The 20,711-nt window shown below is 40.6% G+C and carries 16 protein-coding genes; 8 read left to right on the plus strand and 8 right to left on the minus strand.

Annotated elements, in window-relative coordinates; translation table 11 throughout:
• Window positions 1-19 precede the first annotated feature (19 nt).
• The 3 genes from I8748_RS21755 to I8748_RS21765 form a co-directional block, all read right to left on the minus strand.
• Entirely contained in the window at window positions 20-481 is a 462-nt protein-coding gene (locus I8748_RS21755; protein WP_198126636.1) for a DUF2726 domain-containing protein, read from the minus strand.
• Window positions 481-1,140, minus strand: coding sequence for a hypothetical protein (locus I8748_RS21760; protein WP_198126637.1), 660 nt, complete (start codon window positions 1,138-1,140; stop codon window positions 481-483). The genes I8748_RS21755 and I8748_RS21760 overlap by 1 nt, the downstream gene beginning before the upstream one ends.
• A gap of 181 nt (window positions 1,141-1,321) precedes the next feature.
• Complete coding sequence (locus I8748_RS21765) at window positions 1,322-2,068, minus strand: Uma2 family endonuclease (RefSeq protein WP_198126638.1); 747 nt, start codon at window positions 2,066-2,068, stop codon at window positions 1,322-1,324.
• Between the two features lie 97 nt (window positions 2,069-2,165).
• Between I8748_RS21765 and I8748_RS21770 the strand changes: the two genes are divergently transcribed.
• The 4 genes from I8748_RS21770 to I8748_RS21790 all read left to right on the plus strand — a co-directional run bounded on the left by I8748_RS21770 (window position 2,166) and on the right by I8748_RS21790 (window position 8,632).
• Entirely contained in the window at window positions 2,166-2,777 is a 612-nt protein-coding gene (locus I8748_RS21770; protein WP_198126639.1) for an rRNA large subunit pseudouridine synthase E, read from the plus strand.
• A 329-nt stretch (window positions 2,778-3,106) separates the two neighbouring features.
• Window positions 3,107-4,927: a sensor histidine kinase gene (locus I8748_RS21780; protein ID WP_225896503.1), complete on the plus strand. Its 1,821-nt coding sequence runs from the start codon at window positions 3,107-3,109 to the stop codon at window positions 4,925-4,927.
• Window positions 4,928-5,224: 297 nt separating this feature from the next.
• Entirely contained in the window at window positions 5,225-7,210 is a 1,986-nt protein-coding gene (locus tag I8748_RS21785; protein WP_198126640.1) for a serine/threonine phosphatase, read from the plus strand.
• A 141-nt stretch (window positions 7,211-7,351) separates the two neighbouring features.
• A complete protein-coding gene (locus tag I8748_RS21790) occupies window positions 7,352-8,632 on the plus strand; it encodes a protein kinase domain-containing protein (RefSeq protein ID WP_198126641.1) in 1,281 nt (426 codons plus the stop codon).
• A 74-nt stretch (window positions 8,633-8,706) separates the two neighbouring features.
• On the opposite strand, the gene I8748_RS21795 is transcribed toward I8748_RS21790, so the two are convergent.
• Window positions 8,707-8,928 carry a DUF4327 family protein gene (locus I8748_RS21795; protein WP_096559096.1) on the minus strand — a complete coding sequence of 74 codons (222 nt, stop codon included), beginning with the start codon at window positions 8,926-8,928 and terminating at the stop codon, window positions 8,707-8,709.
• Between the two features lie 854 nt (window positions 8,929-9,782).
• Between I8748_RS21795 and I8748_RS21800 the strand changes: the two genes are divergently transcribed.
• The 3 genes from I8748_RS21800 (at window position 9,783) to I8748_RS21810 (ending at window position 15,963) form a co-directional block, all read left to right on the plus strand.
• The gene (locus tag I8748_RS21800) at window positions 9,783-10,178 is read left to right on the plus strand and encodes a tetratricopeptide repeat protein (protein ID WP_198126646.1); all 396 of its coding nucleotides are present in this window, start codon (window positions 9,783-9,785) and stop codon (window positions 10,176-10,178) included.
• A gap of 71 nt (window positions 10,179-10,249) precedes the next feature.
• Complete coding sequence (locus tag I8748_RS21805) at window positions 10,250-14,299, plus strand: glycosyltransferase (protein ID WP_225896504.1); 4,050 nt, start codon at window positions 10,250-10,252, stop codon at window positions 14,297-14,299.
• 98 nt (window positions 14,300-14,397) lie between these two features.
• Entirely contained in the window at window positions 14,398-15,963 is a 1,566-nt protein-coding gene (locus I8748_RS21810; protein WP_225896505.1) for an O-linked N-acetylglucosamine transferase, SPINDLY family protein, read from the plus strand.
• A 319-nt stretch (window positions 15,964-16,282) separates the two neighbouring features.
• On the opposite strand, the gene I8748_RS21815 is transcribed toward I8748_RS21810, so the two are convergent.
• The 3 genes from I8748_RS21815 to I8748_RS35265 are packed head-to-tail and all read right to left on the minus strand — an operon-like array spanning window position 16,283 to window position 18,231.
• Window positions 16,283-17,458 (minus strand): homospermidine biosynthesis protein, encoded by a 1,176-nt coding sequence (locus tag I8748_RS21815; RefSeq protein ID WP_198126642.1) that lies wholly within the window; start codon window positions 17,456-17,458, stop codon window positions 16,283-16,285.
• Window positions 17,459-17,499: 41 nt separating this feature from the next.
• The gene (locus I8748_RS21820; RefSeq protein ID WP_198126643.1) at window positions 17,500-18,021 is read right to left on the minus strand and encodes an O-acetyl-ADP-ribose deacetylase; all 522 of its coding nucleotides are present in this window, start codon (window positions 18,019-18,021) and stop codon (window positions 17,500-17,502) included.
• A 27-nt stretch (window positions 18,022-18,048) separates the two neighbouring features.
• Window positions 18,049-18,231: a DUF6508 domain-containing protein gene (locus I8748_RS35265; RefSeq protein WP_225896506.1), complete on the minus strand. Its 183-nt coding sequence runs from the start codon at window positions 18,229-18,231 to the stop codon at window positions 18,049-18,051.
• A 166-nt stretch (window positions 18,232-18,397) separates the two neighbouring features.
• Here I8748_RS35265 and cobO point away from each other — a divergent pair, with 166 nt between their 5' ends.
• Entirely contained in the window at window positions 18,398-19,084 is a 687-nt protein-coding gene (cobO, locus tag I8748_RS21825; RefSeq protein ID WP_198126644.1) for a cob(I)yrinic acid a,c-diamide adenosyltransferase, read from the plus strand.
• A 148-nt stretch (window positions 19,085-19,232) separates the two neighbouring features.
• Here the strand turns inward: cobO and I8748_RS21830 are convergent, their stop codons facing one another.
• Window positions 19,233-20,012, minus strand: a complete 780-nt coding sequence (locus I8748_RS21830) for a hypothetical protein (RefSeq protein WP_198126645.1) — start codon at window positions 20,010-20,012, stop codon at window positions 19,233-19,235.
• Window positions 20,013-20,711 lie beyond the last annotated feature (699 nt).

Here is a 20,711-nt window from a genome sequence, read left to right on the forward strand (position 1 = left end):
TTATTAATCTGTCTTTTAATCAAACATTAATAAAAGCAGAAAGTCCGCAATACTTTTGAATTAAGGCTTTGGCATTTTCGCGTCGTTCTCCTGTGAATAAGTTAAATATTACTTCTTCATTTTGTGAATAAAGTTGCAATAATCCAAACTCTTTTATCCGTGAATAAAGTAAAGGGACACCCGCAAGAGCAAGTAAAGTTGCTTTTTTGCGATCGCGCTCTCTTGCTTCAGGATAATCATGATATGAAGATTGAAAATCTACGACTAAACAAGGCTTATAATCAGAGTTGGTAATCAGAGCGTCTACGCTGGAGCTAAAGAAGAACTTTTTTAGTTCGATATCAAGGTTGCTATCTAGTTCGCAAAATTGGCATAAGCTAACCTGTGTATGAATTTTATAAGTTCCATCTAGACAAGTTTGTAAAAACTCTAGCATCCTTTCTTCATAAGCATTTACAAGTCTTTTAGGTTTGATAGACATTACTGTTGCTCCATGAGGATTTTTGCAAAATAGCTAAGAAATTCTTCTAAAACTTCGCTAGAGTTTAGACAAGCTTGCCATGTGTAAGGAAATAATTTATCATCATTTAAAATGATATAACTATCTTTTATTGCTATCTCTTTGATAGAAAAATCTTGTGGCCATTCTTGAGTTAGATAACCATAATCATCAAAAGAAAAAGTTCCTGATATTTTGTTTGTTAGTTTTACTTCTTTTGTATAATTAAATGTATTTAAAAAATCAATTCTTCTGTTAGGTAAAATTAAAATTTTACCTAAAGTAATCCATTCATAATCTTCATCTTTATAATTTCCTACAAAACTATAGTATTTTAGCTCTAAAATTAAAGGTTTAAGAATATCTTGTGGTATAGAAATACATAATCCTTCCTGTCTAGTAGCTAAAACAAGTTGATAACGTTTAGCTCCTTTTTTGGGATTCTTAAATTTGTACCCAATATATTGAGATGTTCGGTTTTCCTCAAACTTGTCATAAAAACCCATTTGAGCCAGCAAACTTGTAGCCAAAGACAGCAAGTCTTCACCGCCTTGAATTACCTGGATATTTGTTGAAACTAAGCGGGGAACGCCGTTTTCTACCTCAAACCGCTGGATGACATCGTATATTATTTTTGACATTGTTGATTTCTAAAAACCTTGGCTAAGGTTCATGGAAATAGTATAAAGCTCATTTCTCAAATTTCCAATAGTCTTAGCTAAGATTTTTAGATTTTATTGTGAAACGCCAATTTTCCCAATGGCTTACAGCTTTGGGAAACCAAATGTATATTCATGCTGAAAGCGATCGCTCTCTTCTTACTTACAATTGATCAGGATCAATCCCTAACTGACGTAAGCGTTCTGCCAAGCGTTCTGCTCGTTGCTGTTCTTGTTGTAACTGTAGTGCTAACTGTTGGGATTTTTCATCACTACTCAACAAAAGATTTCCTTGTGTATCCCACCAGCGCAACCAAGGGGCTTCGATATTGTTATACTGCCCTTGCCAAATACCTAATTCAACGCCCATCGGCAAAATCGAATAGTGACCCCGTTCATTAGCTGGTACTAGTTCATAGTGACCGTCTACTAAGTGATATACTTCCACTGAGGCTTTGTTTACTTCATAAATGCCATAAAACGGTACTCTAATCGCTTGCTCATGTACCCAAAATTTACCAGTGAGAGGTGTTTTGTCCCGTTCCTCAAAGCCATCTCCAGACACAAATTCTAAAACAAGTAACGGGGCGACGTACTCTTGCCATAAAACATAAGAACGGCGAAACTTACCATTTAACATTGGTGGTACATTAGGCACATAAAACCAATCAGGTGCTTCTGCTCCTCTTTCTGGTGGTTCAGTCAAACGCCAGTAAATACCGCTATCTTGCCCAATACAGTATTGATGATCAGGATGTAGTTGCTGCAATACACTGGTAATAGAATCTGTCAGAAGGATACTTTGAGGATGTTCTTGAAAGTTTTTCACGAAAGTTCCGTCTGACTCTGGTAATTCGGTATGGTCTGGAAGATGAGTAATGCCTAGTTCAGAAGATTGAGGAAGAGACATAAAACAGGAGTGGGGGGAGATGAGGAAGATGAGGGAGATGAGGGAGCAGGGAAGGAAAACTATTGACTAAGGACAAATGACTATTGACTAATGACTAATGACAAATAGGTATATTATTTTTCACAAACCTTATGGCGTTCTCAGCCAATTTACCCAGGAAACGCCTAAGCATAGAACTTTAAAAGATTATATTGATGTGCCTGATGTCTATCCTGTAGGACGTTTGGATTGGGATAGTGAAGGGTTATTACTGTTAACTAACGATGGAAAATTGCAACATCGGCTGTCTGATCCGCGTTTTGGTCATAAAAGAACTTACTGGGTGCAAGTAGAACGCATTCCGGATATTGATGCTATAAACAAGTTGCAAACAGGTGTGGAAATTCAAGATTACCGCACTCGACCAGCAGAAGTTAGGCTGTTGGCAGAAGAACCACCTGTGTGCGATCGCGATCCTCCAATTAGATTTCGCAAAAATATCCCAACAGCATGGTTAGAAATGACTTTGACTGAGGGAAAAAATCGTCAGGTGCGGCGCATGACAGCGGCTGTGGGCTTTCCGACTTTACGACTAATCAGGGTGAGCATAGCCCATCTTTGCCTAGATACTCTACAACAAGGTCAGTGGCGTGACCTGACTCCAGCTGAACTCAAATTGCTGCTGAAGTCTCAAACAGGTGCAGGGGAGCGGGGGAGCAGGGGAAGATGAGGGGGATGAGGTGATGGGTAATGGGTAATGGGTAATGGGTAATGGGTAATGGGTAATGGGTAATGGGTAATGGGTGATGGGTAGTGGGCCAGATGTGATGACTAATAGTAGAATCCAATTCCCAATTCCCAATTCCCAATTCCCAATTCCCAATTCCCAATTCCCAATTCCCAATTCCCAATTCCCAATTCCCAATTCCCAATTCCCAAAAAAGCTTAATGAAACTTATTATCTATAATATTTGACAAAAATCCAGTGAAAAGCAGTATAATTATCTTCTTTTATTCCCAACTAATTCACATTAGCCCTTGGGTGCAAGTTTAAGTTTTATGAGCCGTAATCAACAATCGCTCTGGCATCAAACGCGCCAACAACAAGATATCTTGTCGGCAACACCTGCACGCTTGGAACTTGTACCCGAACGAGCGTCCGATTTGGAACTGTCCACAGCAGAGACGCTGCGTCGTACCCAAGAGGAACTCCAGTGGTATCGCAGGCTTTATGACAATACGCCTGCTGTGTACTTCAGCTTGGACGCGATGGGGATAATTTTGTCTTTAAACCAGTTCGGTGCAAACCTTCTAGGTTACACATCAGAACAATTGATACAACAGTCTGTTTTTAATTTGTTTGATCAATCAGACCAACAAAGGCTTTGTGATTTGTTCACGAGTTTATTAAAATCGCCTCACAACGAAGCCACAGGAGAGTTTCGTTTAAACTGCCCTACCAGCAAAATTACATGGGCAAAAGTTACACTAAGGTTATTGCTTGGTGAAGATGAACACCTAATTGCAGAGGAAAGCCAACGGACACTTGCTACGCTATCCTGTGCTGTGGGTTCTGCTTTGCATTACCGAAACGAGTTTGTTGTTGAACGGGAAGAAGTTTCAACTACAACTAAAGTTACTCCAGCACCGCAGTGTCCTGTGAAAAGTCCAGTGATTCTCATGGTGTGTGAGGATATTACTGCCCGCAAGCAGGCTGAAGATGGTTTAAAAGAAAGCGAACAACGCTTTCAAACTCTGGCTAATAGCGCACCATTCATGTTGTGGATGGCAGGATGTGACGGATTATTTACCTTTTTTAATAATTCTTGGCTAAAGTTTACAGGACGCAGCATAGAGCAGCAGCAAGGGTGGGGCTGGCTAGAAGGAGTGCATCCACAAGAGCGAGAATTTTGCCAAGAAAATTATGATTCTGCCTTTCATGCACGAGCTAAATTTGAGATAGAGTATCGCCTACAACGCCATGATGGTGATTATCGTTGGATGTTAGATACTGGTATTCCCAGATTTACCCCCAATGGCAAGTTTGCTGGTTACATTGGTTGCTGTATTGATATTACAGAGCGCAAATTAGCAGAAGTTGCCCTACAACAAAGTCAAGAAGCAGTACAGGCACAGCTAGAGGAAATGGAAAGCCTCAATCGCCTCAAAGAAGAATTCTTAAGTACAGTTTCCCACGAACTACGCACGCCATTAACTAATATGAAAATGGCAATTCAAATGTTGGGAATCGCACTGCACCAAGAGCAGAACTTTTTGTCAGAAATGGCAAAACCACCAGCAGAACGCTCAAAAGCGGCTCGCTATTTTGAAATTTTAGACAACGAATGCGATCGCGAAATCAACTTAATTAACAACTTCCTAGATTTACAACGACTAGATACCAGCGCTAGACCTTGGGTGCTGGAAAAAATTCAAGTACAACAATGGCTATGGCGGGTAGTAGAGCTATTTAAAGCTCGCGACCGCACTTCATGTAGGCAAAAGTTGCGCCTGATCATAGCTTCTAATACTCCCCCCATTGCCTGCGATCCATACAGTCTAGAACGCATTTTAGTAGAGCTGCTTACCAATGCCTGTAAATTTAGCCCCCCAGATGCAGAAATAACCATTTCCGCCCATTTCAAAGCTCCCAACATCCAGTTCCAAGTCATCAATTCCGGTGTGGAAATTCCTAGCTCTGAACTACCACGCATTTTCGACAAATTTTACCGTATTCCCAGCAATGATCCTTGGAAACAAGGCGGCACAGGATTAGGACTGGCACTGGTACAAAAACTGACGAAACACTTAGGAGGAACAATTGAGGTTGAAAGTGGGTCTAACCGTACCTGTTTTACTATTCAACTAGCGCTCTCGTAGTATACAAGGGGAATGAAGGTAGTTGTCAGTTGTCAGTTGTCAGTTGTCAGTTGTCAGTTGTCAGTTGTCAGTTGTAATTCTCCCAATCTCCCCTGCTCCCAATTTCCCCTTGCAAGCAATTGACTTGCCGATATCTGAAATATTTAGCTATTATGCGTCACAATTAATACTGCCACCAAAATTCATTGGTAAAACCACATCTCTTGTAGGTCTACTTCAGGCAGGGGCGGCCAATTGTGGCACTTTGGATGTTAGTGGCTAGAAGCACTTTGGAACCGGAATTAAGGAACTTCCACTATGCTGATTTGCCCTCAGTGTAAATTTGAAAATCCCCATACTAACAAATTTTGTCAAAAGTGTGGCACGTCCCTGACCCACAAAGTTTGTCCTGAATGCAATACTGAAGTGCCTGTGAATGCACAATTTTGTCATAACTGTGGTGCGGAATGCGGAACAGTGTGGTGGGCTATTATTGCCAAGGAAGCTGTCGTTGGGGGAACAGGGAAAGATCAGGCAGATGAGGAAGCAGTATCTTCTGTAACTTCCTCATCTTTTCTACCTTCTATCTCTCAGTTAGCAGTAGGTTCTTATTTAGACCAAGGACAGCGCTATCAACTGGTAGAGCCACTATATACTGCGAAGGAAAACGCGGCTAATACGGAAGTGTACGCGAGAGTTTTAGACTGCCAACCGTATCAAATATCACCTATTGAGGCAATATTAGCAAATCAGCAACAGGGGGTGGTAACACCATTAGTAGAAGCAAAGGGAATCCCCAGGCTTGCTAAGGCTTATATTGTCTTACAACCCCAAAAACATCCAGCAATACCATTGATTCACGATGCATGGCAGCAAGATGACACACAGGTAGTAATTATCCAGGATCGTTCCCATTGGCAAAATTTACTCGAATTGTGGCAAGCAGAAACAACTAGCTCGTTGCAAATTTTACACTGGTGTTATCAAATGACCCAACTCTGGACGATACTAGAAAAAGCTAGTTGTCGTCAGAGTTTGTTGGAGTTATCTAATCTGCGATTGGATGAAGACCAAACACTAGCGCTACAACAGTTATACGTAGAATCATGGAATAGCCAGCCAGCAATAGAATTGTCAGACGATGAGGAGGCAGATACATTTGCTCTGCAAGGGCAGCCTTTAACTCTCAAAGCTTTGGGTCGGATATGGGAGACGCTATTTAGACAATCCCAAAGAACTCAATTTGGCCCTATCATGCAGCTTTTGGAAGATTTGGAACTAGGGAAAATTCAGGATATGGCACAGTTGCGATCGCGTTTGCAGTCAACCGCAGCTGAATTAGAAGCAGCCACAATGCCAACTGCTGACCTCATGGCAGAAAAAGATACTGCGGCACGCACAGTCCTGCAATTAGATGAGCCAGGAGATATCTCTGGCAAAGTTGATGATCTGCCAACAGTTGTACTATCAATGCAGTTAAGTAGCCTGGAAGATGCAGGGCGTACTGATGTGGGGCGTCAACGTCATCACAATGAAGACTGCTTTGGCATCGAAACCAAAATTGACAAGCTGGAAATACCCAAAAACCGAATTCTACAAGCCCGTGGTTTGTATATTCTCTGCGATGGTATGGGCGGACATGCTGGTGGCGAAATAGCTAGTGAGTTGGCAGTCAACACCCTGCGGAAATATTTTCAAGAACGATGGATTGGCAATCAACTACCCACAGAAGATAGTATTCGTGAGGCTGTCTACTTAGCTAATCAGGCAATTTACGAGGTAAATCAACAAGATGCCCGTTCTGGTGTTGGGCGCATGGGCACCACCCTAGTTATGCTGTTAATTCAAGATACGCAAGCAGCAGTTGCTCATGTGGGAGATAGTCGCCTTTACCGCCTGACTCGTAAGCGAGGGCTGGAACAAGTGACAGTAGATCACGAAGTTGGTCAACGGGAAATAAAAAGAGGAGTAGAACCGACCATAGCTTACGCCCGTCCAGATGCCTATCAGCTGACCCAAGCCTTGGGGCCACGCGATCAAAACTCCATCAATCCCGAAGTGGAATTTTTCGAGATCACTGAAGATACTGTGCTGATTCTGGCCTCGGACGGTTTATCAGATAATGATTTACTAGAAATACATTGGCAGAGTTACCTAATTCCCGTACTGAGTTCTGCCACTAATTTAGAACAAAGCGTGACAAAATTAATTGATTTAGCAAATCAGTACAATGGTCATGACAATATTACTGCTATACTTGTCCGGGCAAAAGTACGCCCAAACATGGAAGGGATTAGGGATTAGGGGCTGGGGATTGGGGACTGGGGATTGGGGACTAGGGAAATTCTTCCCTAACTCCTAACCCGTAACTCCTAACTCCGCGCCTTCTAACTCCCTACTCCCCACTCCCTACTCCCTACTCCCTTTTATCTTTTAGGTTGCATTGTGGTTACTCTGACCCTGCTAGAACCGCAACAAAAAACGCCAATCAAGCAGTGGTGCTTTGAAAACTCTTCCGTGATTCGGATTGGTCGAGCCACTGATAACGATGTTGTTTTAACTGATACTTTAGTATCCCGACATCATCTAGAACTTAGACAAGTCAGTTCTAGCAGCAATGGTAGTTCTTGGCAGGTGACTAGCCAAGGCACAAATGGCACTTTCCTCAATGGTGTGCTTGTGATCCAAAGTATATTAACAAATAATTCCTTGCTGGAACTGGCACAAGGAGGGCCAGTGTTACTATTCCAAATTCAGGAGGTAACAGCACAGGAAAGTGGGTGGCGATCGCAACAGCTTGGTGGGGCGAAGGAGAATTTTGCTACACCCATATCTTCAAAAAGCAAGCCTGCAAGCTCATCATCTACTTGCACCCACGAAGGTAACTCTCCGAAAAATCTGTTTTGCATCCACTGCGGTCAACCTCTGACAGTGCAACAGACGATTCGCCAGTATCAGGTGTTACGAACGCTTGGTCAGGGAGGTATGGGTACTACCTATTTAGCTTGGGATACAGCAGGGGTGATTGCAGGACAGCCACAACTGTTGGTGTTAAAGCAAATGAATGCTGATATGGCGAAAATTGCCAAAGCCCAGGAGTTATTTGAGCGTGAGGCGCACACTCTCAAATCCCTTAACCATCCTGGTATTCCCAAGTATTATGACTTCTTTGTAGAAGGCGGCAAAAAATACTTAGCAATGGAATTAGTCCACGGGCAAGATTTGGAAAAATATATCTACACCACTGGCCCAGTAATACCAAAGCAAGCGATCGCCTGGATGATACAAACCTGTGATATTCTAAACTACCTGCATTCTCAAGACCCGCCTTTAATCCACCGCGATATTAAACCCGCTAATTTAATGGTGCGAAATTATAATAATCAGATAGTGGTATTAGATTTTGGTGCTGTTAAGGAGATTGGGACAACGCCTGGTACTCGTATTGGTGCAGAAGGTTACTGCGCCCCGGAACAAGAACGAGGACAACCCCTGACTCAATCTGATTTGTATGCCATTGGCCCGACACTGATTTTCCTACTCACAGCGGAGAATCCTTTCAAGTTTTATCGCCAACGAGGACGAAATTTCCGCTTTGATGTGGCAAGCGTTCCCACAATTACTCCCCAATTAAGGGAGATTATAGACCGCGTTACCGAACCTCTGCCACGCGATCGCTATCAGACTGCCAAAGAACTGGCTGCGGCATTAGCTGCTTGCCATTGAGGGAAGTGGGGAGTAGTGAGTGGGGAGTGGTGAGTGGTGAAATTCAAAAATCCCTACTCCCTACTCCCTATTCCCTACTCCTCGTCCCAAGCTTCTACAGCTAGCAATTCGCTAACTGGGTCTTGCATACTAAATCCAAAGTCGAGCAGTTCTTGTTTCCAGTACTGCCATTCGTTGCCATAGAGTAAGGCAATCTTCCAAATGCTATCAGTTGGCTTGATAATATTGGATTCTACGAGTGATTGCACGTTACGCTGCAATTTCACCATAGGGTGAAGAATCACTTGCTGAGTCATAACCTAGATTCAATTCAGATTTTATTTGGTAAATGCTTAATCAAAACTGCTTTCCGTCTTGCAATTGTCACCGATGCGTAGAGTGTTGTAATGGGTAAAGCTAGTCTTAACTTTTTAACTATACCATAACAAACTCTGCTTGTTTGTCAAAGAATTCGGTTTTGTACGGTAATTACCACCACAAAACTTTAATCCTGCCCAGCAGCGATCGCGAATGCCGAAGGAAAAAATTAGTCCCCCTGTAAAGTTGCAATGACAGCATGAGTGGGGACGACCTGTGAATCTTATTTTGTGTGGACACCAGAATTTCTGTGATGGTTGGAAAAACCATATAATACTGGCTGACTTGAAGGTTTTTAAGCAACGAAGAAATAGTATCTGCCGTGCGTATTGATAACGTTATATACAATATCGCAAACATCTAGTCTTAAACAACATCATTGCAAATCTTTATATTTATTTAATCTTTCCTCCAGAAATTAAGCAGAGATGTATTTATACTCAAAAAGCTGCAAGAAGAATTGGTAGTTTTTCCCAGATTGAAAAAATGCAAAGGGGTTTGCACAAGAACTGTAACAACACGGTGATGATAAGTGGCTAAAGAATAAGTATAACTTACTACAATTAGCAAATTGCTGTATTTTTAACTGTACCAGTTTTGAAACTGGGTGATAAAATTACCCAAAGTCTGGGAATTACAGAGATTTTTGCTGTGGTATCAGTATATCTTCATGTCAAGTCTAACCTCAGTGTGAAAAATTTGTAGTTGAGATGTTAGTTTCTGAGGGGTAATGGGTAACTTGATAACTAGAGATTGCTGTTATCTAAGTATTTACCGCAGCAACCATCGAGATATGGCTAGTTCTGAGGAAGAATATTTTAAGACCCGCCAAAAGAAAATTGAGCAGCGACAAAAATTATTAGCGATAGTGTCGATTGTATCGTTTCTGGGTTCCACGGCTTTTGCGGCAATTCCTGCAATACAACAGGCTATTCACAATCCTAAGCCGGAAACTGTATTTCCTGAGTCTCCATTGCAACAACAGGCGCGGGATTACGAACTGGTTTTACAGCGAGAACCAAATAATCAATCGGCTTTAGAGAAACTATCTTTGTTGCGGTTGCAATTAAAAGATACCAAGGGTGCCATAGAACTTGTAGAAAAGTTAGTGAAGTTGCATCCTGACAGGCAAGATTACAAAGTTGTTTTAGAACAAATGAAGAAACAACAAAGTCAGAGCGATCGCTAATACTTTCTGACTCTCTGTAAGATCAGAATTTTAGTTAATCCTAACCTATTACAACAAATTAATTAATAAGCATGAATAAACATATTTTATTATCTACGGAAGATCCGGGAGTTGGTGGAGTTGCACAATATAATCACTCACTTTTATGTGGATTAATAAAGTTAGGTTATCAAGTAACATGTCTACAACCCCATGCATTTGACGATGGCTCAATCACTCAACAAAAAAATTTAGGCATTGACCATCTATGGCTCAATCAAGATACCTTACAAAATCTACCACGCATTTTAACAACAGATAATAAACCTGATCTGATCATTTGTAGTAACAGTAATCCCTTCTCTAATTTAGCTATCAAGCAAATCGCTGTTCATCTGGGTATACCTTACATTGTTATCGAGGGTCTTGTTGAGCCTCACTTAGCAGATCGCTTCGCTGCATACTTAGATCAGCTATCCCATCAATATAATCAAGCTAAGTCAGTAATTGCAGTTTCCCTTGATAATTTAAATTTATTAAACAAACTATTTAAGCTACCTAAATATCTGGGACAAGTTATTTATTATGGACGACCTCCAAAATATTTCACTGACTGTGATTTATCTTTACGTGCAAGTTTACGTCAATCGTTGAGTATTCCTTCAGATGCTGTAGTTTGCTTTACTGCTGCTCGCATAGAAACACGAAAAGGCTATCAGTATCAAATGGAAGCCATTAAGCATCTGATGAATAGCTTAATATGGACTAAAGTTTACTTTGTTTGGGCTGGCGCTGGAATTTTTGAACCACAACTTGAAACGAACTTAAAAGATGTAGTTGAGCAGCTGGGGATAAACAACAAGGTTATTTTTTTAGGACAGCGTTCTGATATTTCAGATTGGCTTAATGTTGCTGACATTTTTGTATTTCCTTCGCTATTAGAAGGAATGCCTTTGTGTGTAATGGAAGCAATGGCAAAGGGATTACCAGTTATTGCTTCAGCTGTCAGTGGCATTCCTGAAGAATTGGGTAACACTGGCAAATTACTTACTGACCCTAAAATTGACCCGGAAGCCACAGTTAGAGAATTGGTAAAAACTATTGAAGACTGGGTGATGAATCCTGAGTTACGCCAATCTATTGGTCAGGCTTGCAAGCAAAGAGCAGAACAAATATTCAGGGAAGAACAAATGATGCAAAAAACACTTAAAGTTATTGAACGGGCATTACTACCTGATGGAGATTATGTTTCACCTGGATTTGAAATTATCCAACCAGACAAATATTTTCCAAATATGATTGTGGGAGACACAAAAACTTGTAGATGGTCTTATCTACGACGTGAAATTTCTCATAACTGGTATGTAGATAAAAGGCAATCAAGTATTGGATTCCTCAGCCGAGATGAAGCTCATATCCTTTATAATACTGCCCTCAAATTTAAGGGTAAAAAAGCTTTAGAAATTGGTTGTTGGCTTGGTTGGTCGGCGTGTCACATAGCTTTGGCAGCAGTAGAATTAGATGTCATTGACCCGCTATTAGCTAAAGAAGATATTTATGAAAGTGTAAGTAGTTCCCTTCGCTCTGCTGGTATTCTTGATTCAGTGAATCTGGTAGCTGGTTATAGCCCACAAAAAGTGGATGAATTAGCAAAACAATTACAACGTAAGTGGTCATTAATTTTCATAGATGGCGATCATGAAGCACCAGGGCCACTTAATGATGCAATTATATGTGAGCAGTTGGCAGAGGCAGATGCTTTAATTGTATTTCATGATTTGAATTCTCCTGATGTAGCTCAAGGTCTGGACTATTTAAGGCAAAAAGGGTGGAATACAATGGTCTACCAAACTATGCAAATTATGGGGGTTGCTTGGCGAGGAAATGTTGAGCCAGTGCAACATCAGCCAGATCCAAAAGTTAATTGGAATCTACCAAAGCATTTGCATACTTATTATATAAGTGGATTATCAACAGTTTCACCACAAGAAGAATTTGAAGAAATTCTTAATGCTGTTCGTCCTTATACTTTATTGAGTGAAAAGCGTTTATTTTCATTATATTCTTTAGCAAAAAAAGTTTGTTTAGAAGATATTCCTGGGAATTTTGTTGAGTGTGGAAGCTATAAAGGAGGAGCAGCAGCTCTTTTAGCAACAGTAATTAAACGCTATAGCTTACGTCCACGACTACTTTACGCCTGTGATACTTTCGAGGGGATGCCAGAACCGAGTGAATTTGATCGGCACAAGGGAGTAGAGGCAAATCTAACAGGCTTTGGAGTTGGCACTTTAAAAGCTCCAATTTCTGAAAATTTAAACTTAATTTGCCAATTATTAAATGTGCAAGAGATTGTCGTGCCTGTTAAAGGATTATTTGCAGAAACATTACCTCAATATAAATTAGAGATCAATCAGATCGCGTTACTACATGCTGATGGAGATTGGTATGAATCTACAATGGATATTTTTAACAATCTTTATGAGAGTGTTGTTCCTAACGGCATAGTTCAGATAGACGACTATGGTCATTGGGAAGGTTGTAGGAAAGCAGTACATGAATTTGAAAAACTCAAAGGTGAAAGATTTATTCTTCACGATATTGACTATACTGGTGTGTGGTTTCAGAAATTAGTCACCTTGAAACAAATCTCACCAATAATTATTGTTGATGGTGTCTTCTTCCAACTCTATCAAACTGGTATAGCTCGTGTTTGGAAATCCTTATTAGAAGAATGGAATAACAACGGATTTGCTAAGCATATTGTGGTGCTTGACCGTGCTGGGACTGCTCCTAAAATTCCTGGAATCAGGTATCGTGCTGTACCAGCATATGACTACAACAATACTGATGCTGATCGGGAAATGCTACAGCAAGCCTGTGATGAAGAAGGTGCAGATTTATTTATTTCTTCTTACTATACAACACCAATTACAACACCTTCTGTTTTCATGGCACATGACATGATTCCAGAATTATTAGGATGGAATTTAGAAAATCCCATGTGGCGCGAAAAGCATTATGGAATTCAACATGCAAGTGCATATATTGCAGTTTCAGAAAATACAGCCAATGACTTAGTAAAATGTTTTCCAGAAATTCCTTTAGATTCTGTAATTGTTGCTAAAAATGGTGTTAATCACCAAATATTTTCACCAGTTACTCAACAAAAGATTAATGCCTTTAAGATAAAGTATGGTGTGATAAAACCTTACTTCCTTTTAGTGGGTGCTGGAACTGGTTATAAAAATAGTATTTTGTTCTTCAAGGCTTTTTCACAGCTAATTAATAGCTATGGATTTGATGTTGTCTTGACAGGTAGTGGCGGGTTGTTAGCACCTGAATTTAGAACCTACACTTCAGGTAGTATTGTCCACACGATGCAACTCAGTGATGAAGAGTTAGCAATAGCCTACTCTGGTGCTTTAGCGTTGGTTTATCCTTCTAAATATGAAGGCTTTGGAATGCCTATAGTAGAGGCGATGGCTTGTGGTTGTCCGGTAATTACTTGTCCTAATGCATCAATTCCAGAGGTAGCAGGAGAAGCAGCAATATATGTCAACGATGATGATGTGGATGGACTAGCAAATGCACTCTGTGATGTGCAAAAGCCTGGTGTTCGTCAAACGTTGATTGCTGCGGGTTTAGCACAAGTGAAAAAGTTTTCTTGGTCAGAAATGGCAGAAATTGTCAGTTCTGCCTTAGTTGATGCAACTCTCTTGAATTTAAATCTCAAGGAAATTAACTTCATTATTTTTCCTGATTGGTCACAAACAGAAGAGACAATCAGTTTAGAATTACAAGCTGTAATTAAAGCAGTTGCAACTCACATCGATAGTGAAAAAATTACTTTACTTATCAATAATAGTGATATTGCTGATGAGGATGCTGAACTGTTGTTATCCAGTGTGGCAATGAATCTTCTGATGGAAGAAGATTTAGATATTTCTGAGGGATTAGAGATTTCGTTAGTAGGAAATCTGTCTGAGACTCAGTGGTCAGCTTTGTTACCTCGTATCCATGCTCGAATTATTTTAGAACATGAAAATCAAGATGCAATCATCCAAGCAAAAGCAGATACTTTAACATATTATGAGTTAGAAAGCTTGAACCCAGTTAAGAATGAACAGTTTTTTTTTGCTTAAGTAATAAATTATTTGAGCAGGGAAGATGGCTTGAAGCGATCGCGCAATTTCAAAACCTCTTAGAAATCTCAACAGGTGATGTAGAAACTTATGCGCGATTGTGTCATTGTTATAAGCAATTAAATCTTCTAGACGAATATTTTCAGACTCTCCAACAAGCAATTAAACTTTACCCAACAGAAGGAAGGCTACATTTTGAATTAATTATTGAATTGCGGCGTAATGGTCGTATAAAATCAGCTATTTTGAGTGCAGAAAATGCTGCTAAATGTTTACCTGATGATTACACTTTTCAAATACTCAAATATCTGACAATTCCATCAGTGTATGACAATGAAGAGGAAATTAGCTTCTATCGCCAGCGCTTTATCCAAGGACTGCAAACTTTAATTGCTCAAACCTCTCTCAAAACTACTGAAGAACGTCATAGTGCTTTAGCTGGTATCGGACGACTGACAAATTTTTATCTGTCATATCAAGCACAAAATGATATAGATTTACAACGCCAATATGGACAATTAGTGCATGAGATTATGGCAGCTAATTTTCCCCAATGGGTTGTTCCTTTATCCATACCAAAGCTTCAGCCTCAGCAAAAAATTCGTATTGGTTATGTTTCCTATTATCTGCATTCCTATAGTGGCACATTGTGGTTAACTGGCTGGTTACGTTACTGCGATCGCGAAAATTTTGAAATCCATTGTTACTATATCGGAAATGAGCCAGATCCAGTTACCCAACAATTTATAGATTATAGTGATGTTTTCCACCATATCCCTTATGATTTATCAGCAGTTTGTGAACAAATAATTGCTGATAAACTGCACATCTTGGTGTTTCCTGAAATTGGCATGAACCCGCAGACAATGCAAATGGCTGGACTGCGACTTGCACCTGTGCAATGTACAGCTTGGGGACATCCAGTAACCACTGGTTTACCTACCATTGATTACTTTTTATCTAGCGAATTAATGGAAGTAGAAAATGCTCAAGAACATTACTCAGAAAAATTAATTTGCTTACCTAATATTGGTGTTTCTTATCCCAAACCATATATTCCACCTGTCGTTAAAACCCGTTCAGATTTTCAGTTACCTGATGATGCGGTAATCTATTTATCTTGCCAAGCTCCTTTTAAATATCTACCACAATACGATTTCATTTTTGCAGAAATCGCTCATCGTGTTCCCCAAGCTAAATTTGTATTTTTGCGTGGTAGTTTAATTAAACCGCGTCTGAAACGTGCGTTTGCTGATGTGGAACTGGACTATGAAGATTATTGTGTATTTTTGAGTATTCCAGAGCGTTTAGATTATCTGATGATTAATTTACTCTCAGATGTTTACTTGGATACATTCACTTGGTCTGGTGGTAATACTAGCTTAGAAGCGATCGCTTGCAATCTCCCCATAGTTACTTGTCCAGGAGAATTTATGCGGGGTCGCCATTCTGACAGCTTCCTGAAAATGCTAGGTGTGACAGATACTATCGCAGAAAATGCAGCGGAATATATCGACATAGCCGTTAAATTAGGACTAAACCCAGTTTGGCGACGCGATATTTCACAACGAATTAGTCAACGTCACGACAGGCTATTTGACGATAAAGCCTGCGTAGTTGGTTTAGAAGCTTTTTATAAACAGGTTGTGGAAGCAAGTTTGTAGTATAGCAAATAATATTATGTCCGCTTGATTATTTATTAAACCCGAAGAACCTCACCCCGCCAAAGCTACGTTTACCCCCCTCTGTCCCCCCTTGGTAAGGGGGGATGAAAGGGGGGTGGGAGGGGTTGGGGGTGGGGTGCAATGACTGTGGGAATCATAACTAATTAACCGGACATGATCCTCCCAGTCCCTAATCACCCCTTCGGGGTTCGTCAGTCGCTCATGGGGAGCCACTGCGTTGCGGGGGTTCCCCCCGTTGTAGCAAGTGGCGTGGAGACCCCCAAGACCGCGCTGACTCACTAGTCCCCAGTCCCCAAATTTAAGGAGTATTAGGAATCAGCCTACCACAGGGATAAGTCGCTGCTTGTTGAGAAGCACTATCAGCTACAGCAGCGGGAATTTTATCCGATGGTTGGGTTTTGGCTGCTAGGTAGTCTGTTTGTAGTTTCTCTAACATGGCTTCGCGTTTGTCGTACAATCGCTTCAAGGGACGAGGTTGGCACTGGTTGAGAACGTATGCTGTCACCAATGGTAAAGCGATCGTGCTATCGGTGTAACAAACAATTGTGCTGGGTAACTCTTCCGGGTCAATTTTACCCCAACTAACGGCTTCCGAGGGAGTTGCCCCTGACAAACCACCGGTATCAGGACGAGCATCGGTAAACTGTACAAAGTAATCATGTCCTCGTTCTTCCAGTCCTAATACCTCGTGAATTTGCGGTTGAGTTTGTAGCAAAAAGTTCTTAGGACTGCCACCACCAAGAATCACAGCCGCACTTTTACCTTCTGATTCTCGCGCAGAGTAGGCGATCGCAGCTGTTTCATTCACATCAATTGCAGGATCTAACACCAACTGCGAACCTTCCAAGGCTAAAGCTGCTACGTTCATCCCAATGGAACTATCACCGGGAGAAGAAGTATAAATGGGTACGCCATATTCGTAAGCTGTCGCTAGCAAACTAGAATGTTTTACTCCCAATTGCTTTTCGATTTCCCAGACATATTTGCCTAGTAAATGGTGAAATTCAGCCGTTCCCATCCGCTTCTGAAAGGCTTCTGCTTGTAAAATCTTACGGATAAAAGCATCAGTTTCCAGCAACACATCGTAGCCGAAAATAATGTCATAAATGCGAATAGTTCCTTCTTGGCGTAGTTTCACATCATCCAAAAAGGGATTTCCAGCAAACAGTTCAAAACCCAACCCATAATGCATATCATGGTAAAGATTAGCACCAGTGCTAATCATCCAGTCAATAAAGCCATTGCGAATCAAAGGTGCAAGTGCTGAAACCCCAAATCCTGCTGGTGTCATGGCACCGGAAAGGCTAACTCCCACGGTAACACCTTCTGTTAGCACATCACGACTGAGTAATTGGCAGATTTCCCGCAACCGTGCTGAATTGTAAGCAGTGAAGTAATTATCAATCAAATCCACTATGCCAATATCGCTTGATATGGCTGTGGGTGCAATTTTTTGACCCAGCTGTTTCGACATTTCCAACTCCCGAACGGTAAAGACACCGAATCTAATGTTAACTAGCTTTCAGTAATTTCTTGCATTACTCGCTGGTAAGAATCATAAGCGCTTTGGTTAAAACAAACGAAAATTATCTGTTTTAGCGAATTATGGTTGTGTAAAAACTTATTAACTTCAGTAATTGCAATTTTGCTAGCACGTTCCATCGGAAAGCGATAGACACCTGTACTAATAGCCGGAAAAGCAATAGTTTTAATTTGATATTCTTCTGCTAAAGTCAAGCTGTGGCGATAACAACTCGCTAATAATTCATCTTCTCCATAATTGCCACCTTCCCAAACTGGCCCAACAGTATGAATTACCCATTTAGCAGGTAGATTATAGCCTTTTGTAATTTTAGCTTCACCAGTTTCGCAACCTTTTAATTGACGGCATTCTTCTAGCGATTCTCGTCCGGCAGCACGGTGAATTGCACCATCAACACCGCCACCACCTAGTAATGAGCTATTAGCGGCATTGACTATAGCATCTACTTCTAACTGAGTAATATCTCCTTGAAGAATTAAAATTTGCTGAATCATATTTTGTTCACCAGATTTATCAGTATTTTATAAAATTCCATCTTGGCGACTTGCTTGTAATTGCTGCAAGATTGCCAAAAACTGCTCATTATCAATCATTATGGCGATGTGTTTGCTACAAAATCGCTCCTTGCAAATGTGAGTTGTCAACAATTTGTGCAATCTATGAATGTTAGCTAAATTTAATAATTCTAGAGAATCTATTTTCAAACCAATACCCAGTCCCCAATCACCAATCCCCAGTCCCCTTTACTATTTTTCAAATTGATATTAGTGGACATATAAAAAACACAAGTTATGTGAAATTGTATAAACAACAAAATTTGACTTGCTTCTATTTAGTTGTAGCAGTTATTTTCAGTATCCCCAAAGATTCATGAAAAGCGATACACCAGAAGAGTTAAACTCAGATAAAGAAATTGAGCGCTTAATTGACGAAATAATGTCCTCAAATCTACCTGAGTTAACTGATGAGCAGTACCGCAAGAAAATGCAGCGGCGTAAAGAAGTGCAGGATCGGCGGATAGCACAAGCTGTGCCAGAAAAAGGATTAATTATTGTAAATACTGGTAACGGTAAAGGTAAAACAACTGCGGCGTTGGGGATGGTGTTGCGATCGCTTGGTCATGGGTATAAAGTAGCGATTATCCAATTTATCAAAGGAGCTTGGGAACCTGCGGAAAAAGCGGCTTTCAGTTATTGGGAAGACCAGTTAGAATTTCACGCTATGGGTGAAGGCTTCACCTGGGAAACCCAAGACCGCGATCGCGACCTTGACAAAGCCAACGCCGCTTGGGAAAAATCACTAGAATACATCCAAAATCCTGACTTTCAGCTAGTACTGTTGGATGAAATCAATATTGCTTTGAAAATGGGTTATTTACAAGTTGAAGATGTTTTAGCAGGTTTAGCAAAAAAACCACCGAACAAACACGTTATCCTCACAGGTAGAGGCGCACCAACCGCTATCATCGAACGAGCCGACTTAGTAACAGAAATGACCCTAGTTAAGCATCCTTTCCGCGACCAAGGCGTGAAAGCGCAACCAGGGATTGAGTTTTAATGTTAGTTGTTAGTTGTTAGTTGTCAGTTGTCATTTGTCAGTTGTAAACCAGTGTACTCTTGCGGCTTTGGTACATTAACAACTGGCAAACTCCAAGGTTTAGTTGTTTTTTTCCTACTGACCACTGACAGTCTTACGAATAGCTTATTTATTTGACTAGCTTTGTGTAAACATTATTAGCAGATCGAGTACACATCTGCAAAATACGTCTGTCATTAGCACTGATGGTATTAAGCTGATGATAATCTTGCAGTGCTACTGAGTAAGCATAGGTGGCTGGCTCATCTCCACTGAAGTCAGGTAGTCTATTAGCTGTAGCTACCTCATTGGAACCACTTTCATCTGGAGAACCCATAACAGTCATTGCCAATTCTCCTGATTTGTCAAGTGTCCCCTCAAAACAGCTAAACTCTGACTGGGGCATGTACAACGCACCCGTTACCTTACTTTGCTGCCTCTGAAATATAACATAACCTTGCCCAGGCTCATTAGGTTGTGGTGATTGACCATAAAGATAAATTCCATCTTTTGTAGGAAGATTTACTCTTGGTGTAACTCCTGTTTCTTTAGCAGCTTTTACATTCTTCGATAAGGTTGCAGAGGAAACTAATTTTGGCTGCTGTTGCAAGTTATCTTGTTGGCTTTCATTGACAAAAGTTTCACTGTCAAAAGAAGCCGTTTGCTGTTGACTTCTCTGCTCTCGAACTTCTCTTAACCGCGACAATAGAGAAGTTTGAGTGCTATTATGACTTTGATTCGTCGATTCTCCAAAATTGGTAGTCAATGCTCTTGATGTAGGTAGTTCTTCGATTTCATTACTCAGAACAGGTCTAGTTTGCTCACCCACAACGCCAAGGGTGAGAAGTAAGCCAAGCAAGGAAATTGGCAAACGACGCGAGGTAAAGAATTTATCAATGTTGTTAAGCACCCGACCACTCCTGTTAGAAAATTAACTGTTTCCTCTGCGACTTACTTAAACCATAACCAAGTATTGATCGTTCAAGGCTCCGTCAAAGGTTTGATATATATTGTTTGAAATCAAAAAGCCTCAAAAACTAAGGTTTTTATCGAATTTCGGAAGATAATTTCACAGTATCATCAATAAAGCAATTCACTCTTCACCCAGTAGATTCACCCGATCGGGTGATGTAAATCAAAAGTTTGATGTTGTCATTAATTGAGATCACTGATTTTTGGCATTTTATTTTTTAAAAAACTATTAACATTTTTTGTCGAAAAGTAAATTCTAGTAGGAACACGGAGAGCTACAACAGCAGGTCTTTAAATTCCGAATGAGTTAAGATATTTTTCCTCAAAAATATACTGATACGATTTTGGGTTTTGGATTGTGAGAAGATATGACGCTACCTGTTGACTCTCAATTGCAGTCACGATCAACCTACCACTTAATGTCCTGCGTCAAAAATACTCTGTGTGACAGTTCAAAGAGCGGAATGGGGAATTGGGAATTGGGAATGGGGAATTGAGAATTGGGAATTGGGAATGGGGAATGGGGAATGGGGAATTGGGAATTGGGAATTGGGAATGGGGAATGGGGAATTGGGCATTAGTTATTTCTTCCTCATCTCCCTCATCTCCCTCATCCCCCTCATCTCCCTCATCCCCC

Origin of the sequence: Amazonocrinis nigriterrae CENA67, assembly GCF_016056305.1 — a bacterium.
GTDB lineage: Bacteria > Cyanobacteriota > Cyanobacteriia > Cyanobacteriales > Nostocaceae > Amazonocrinis > Amazonocrinis nigriterrae.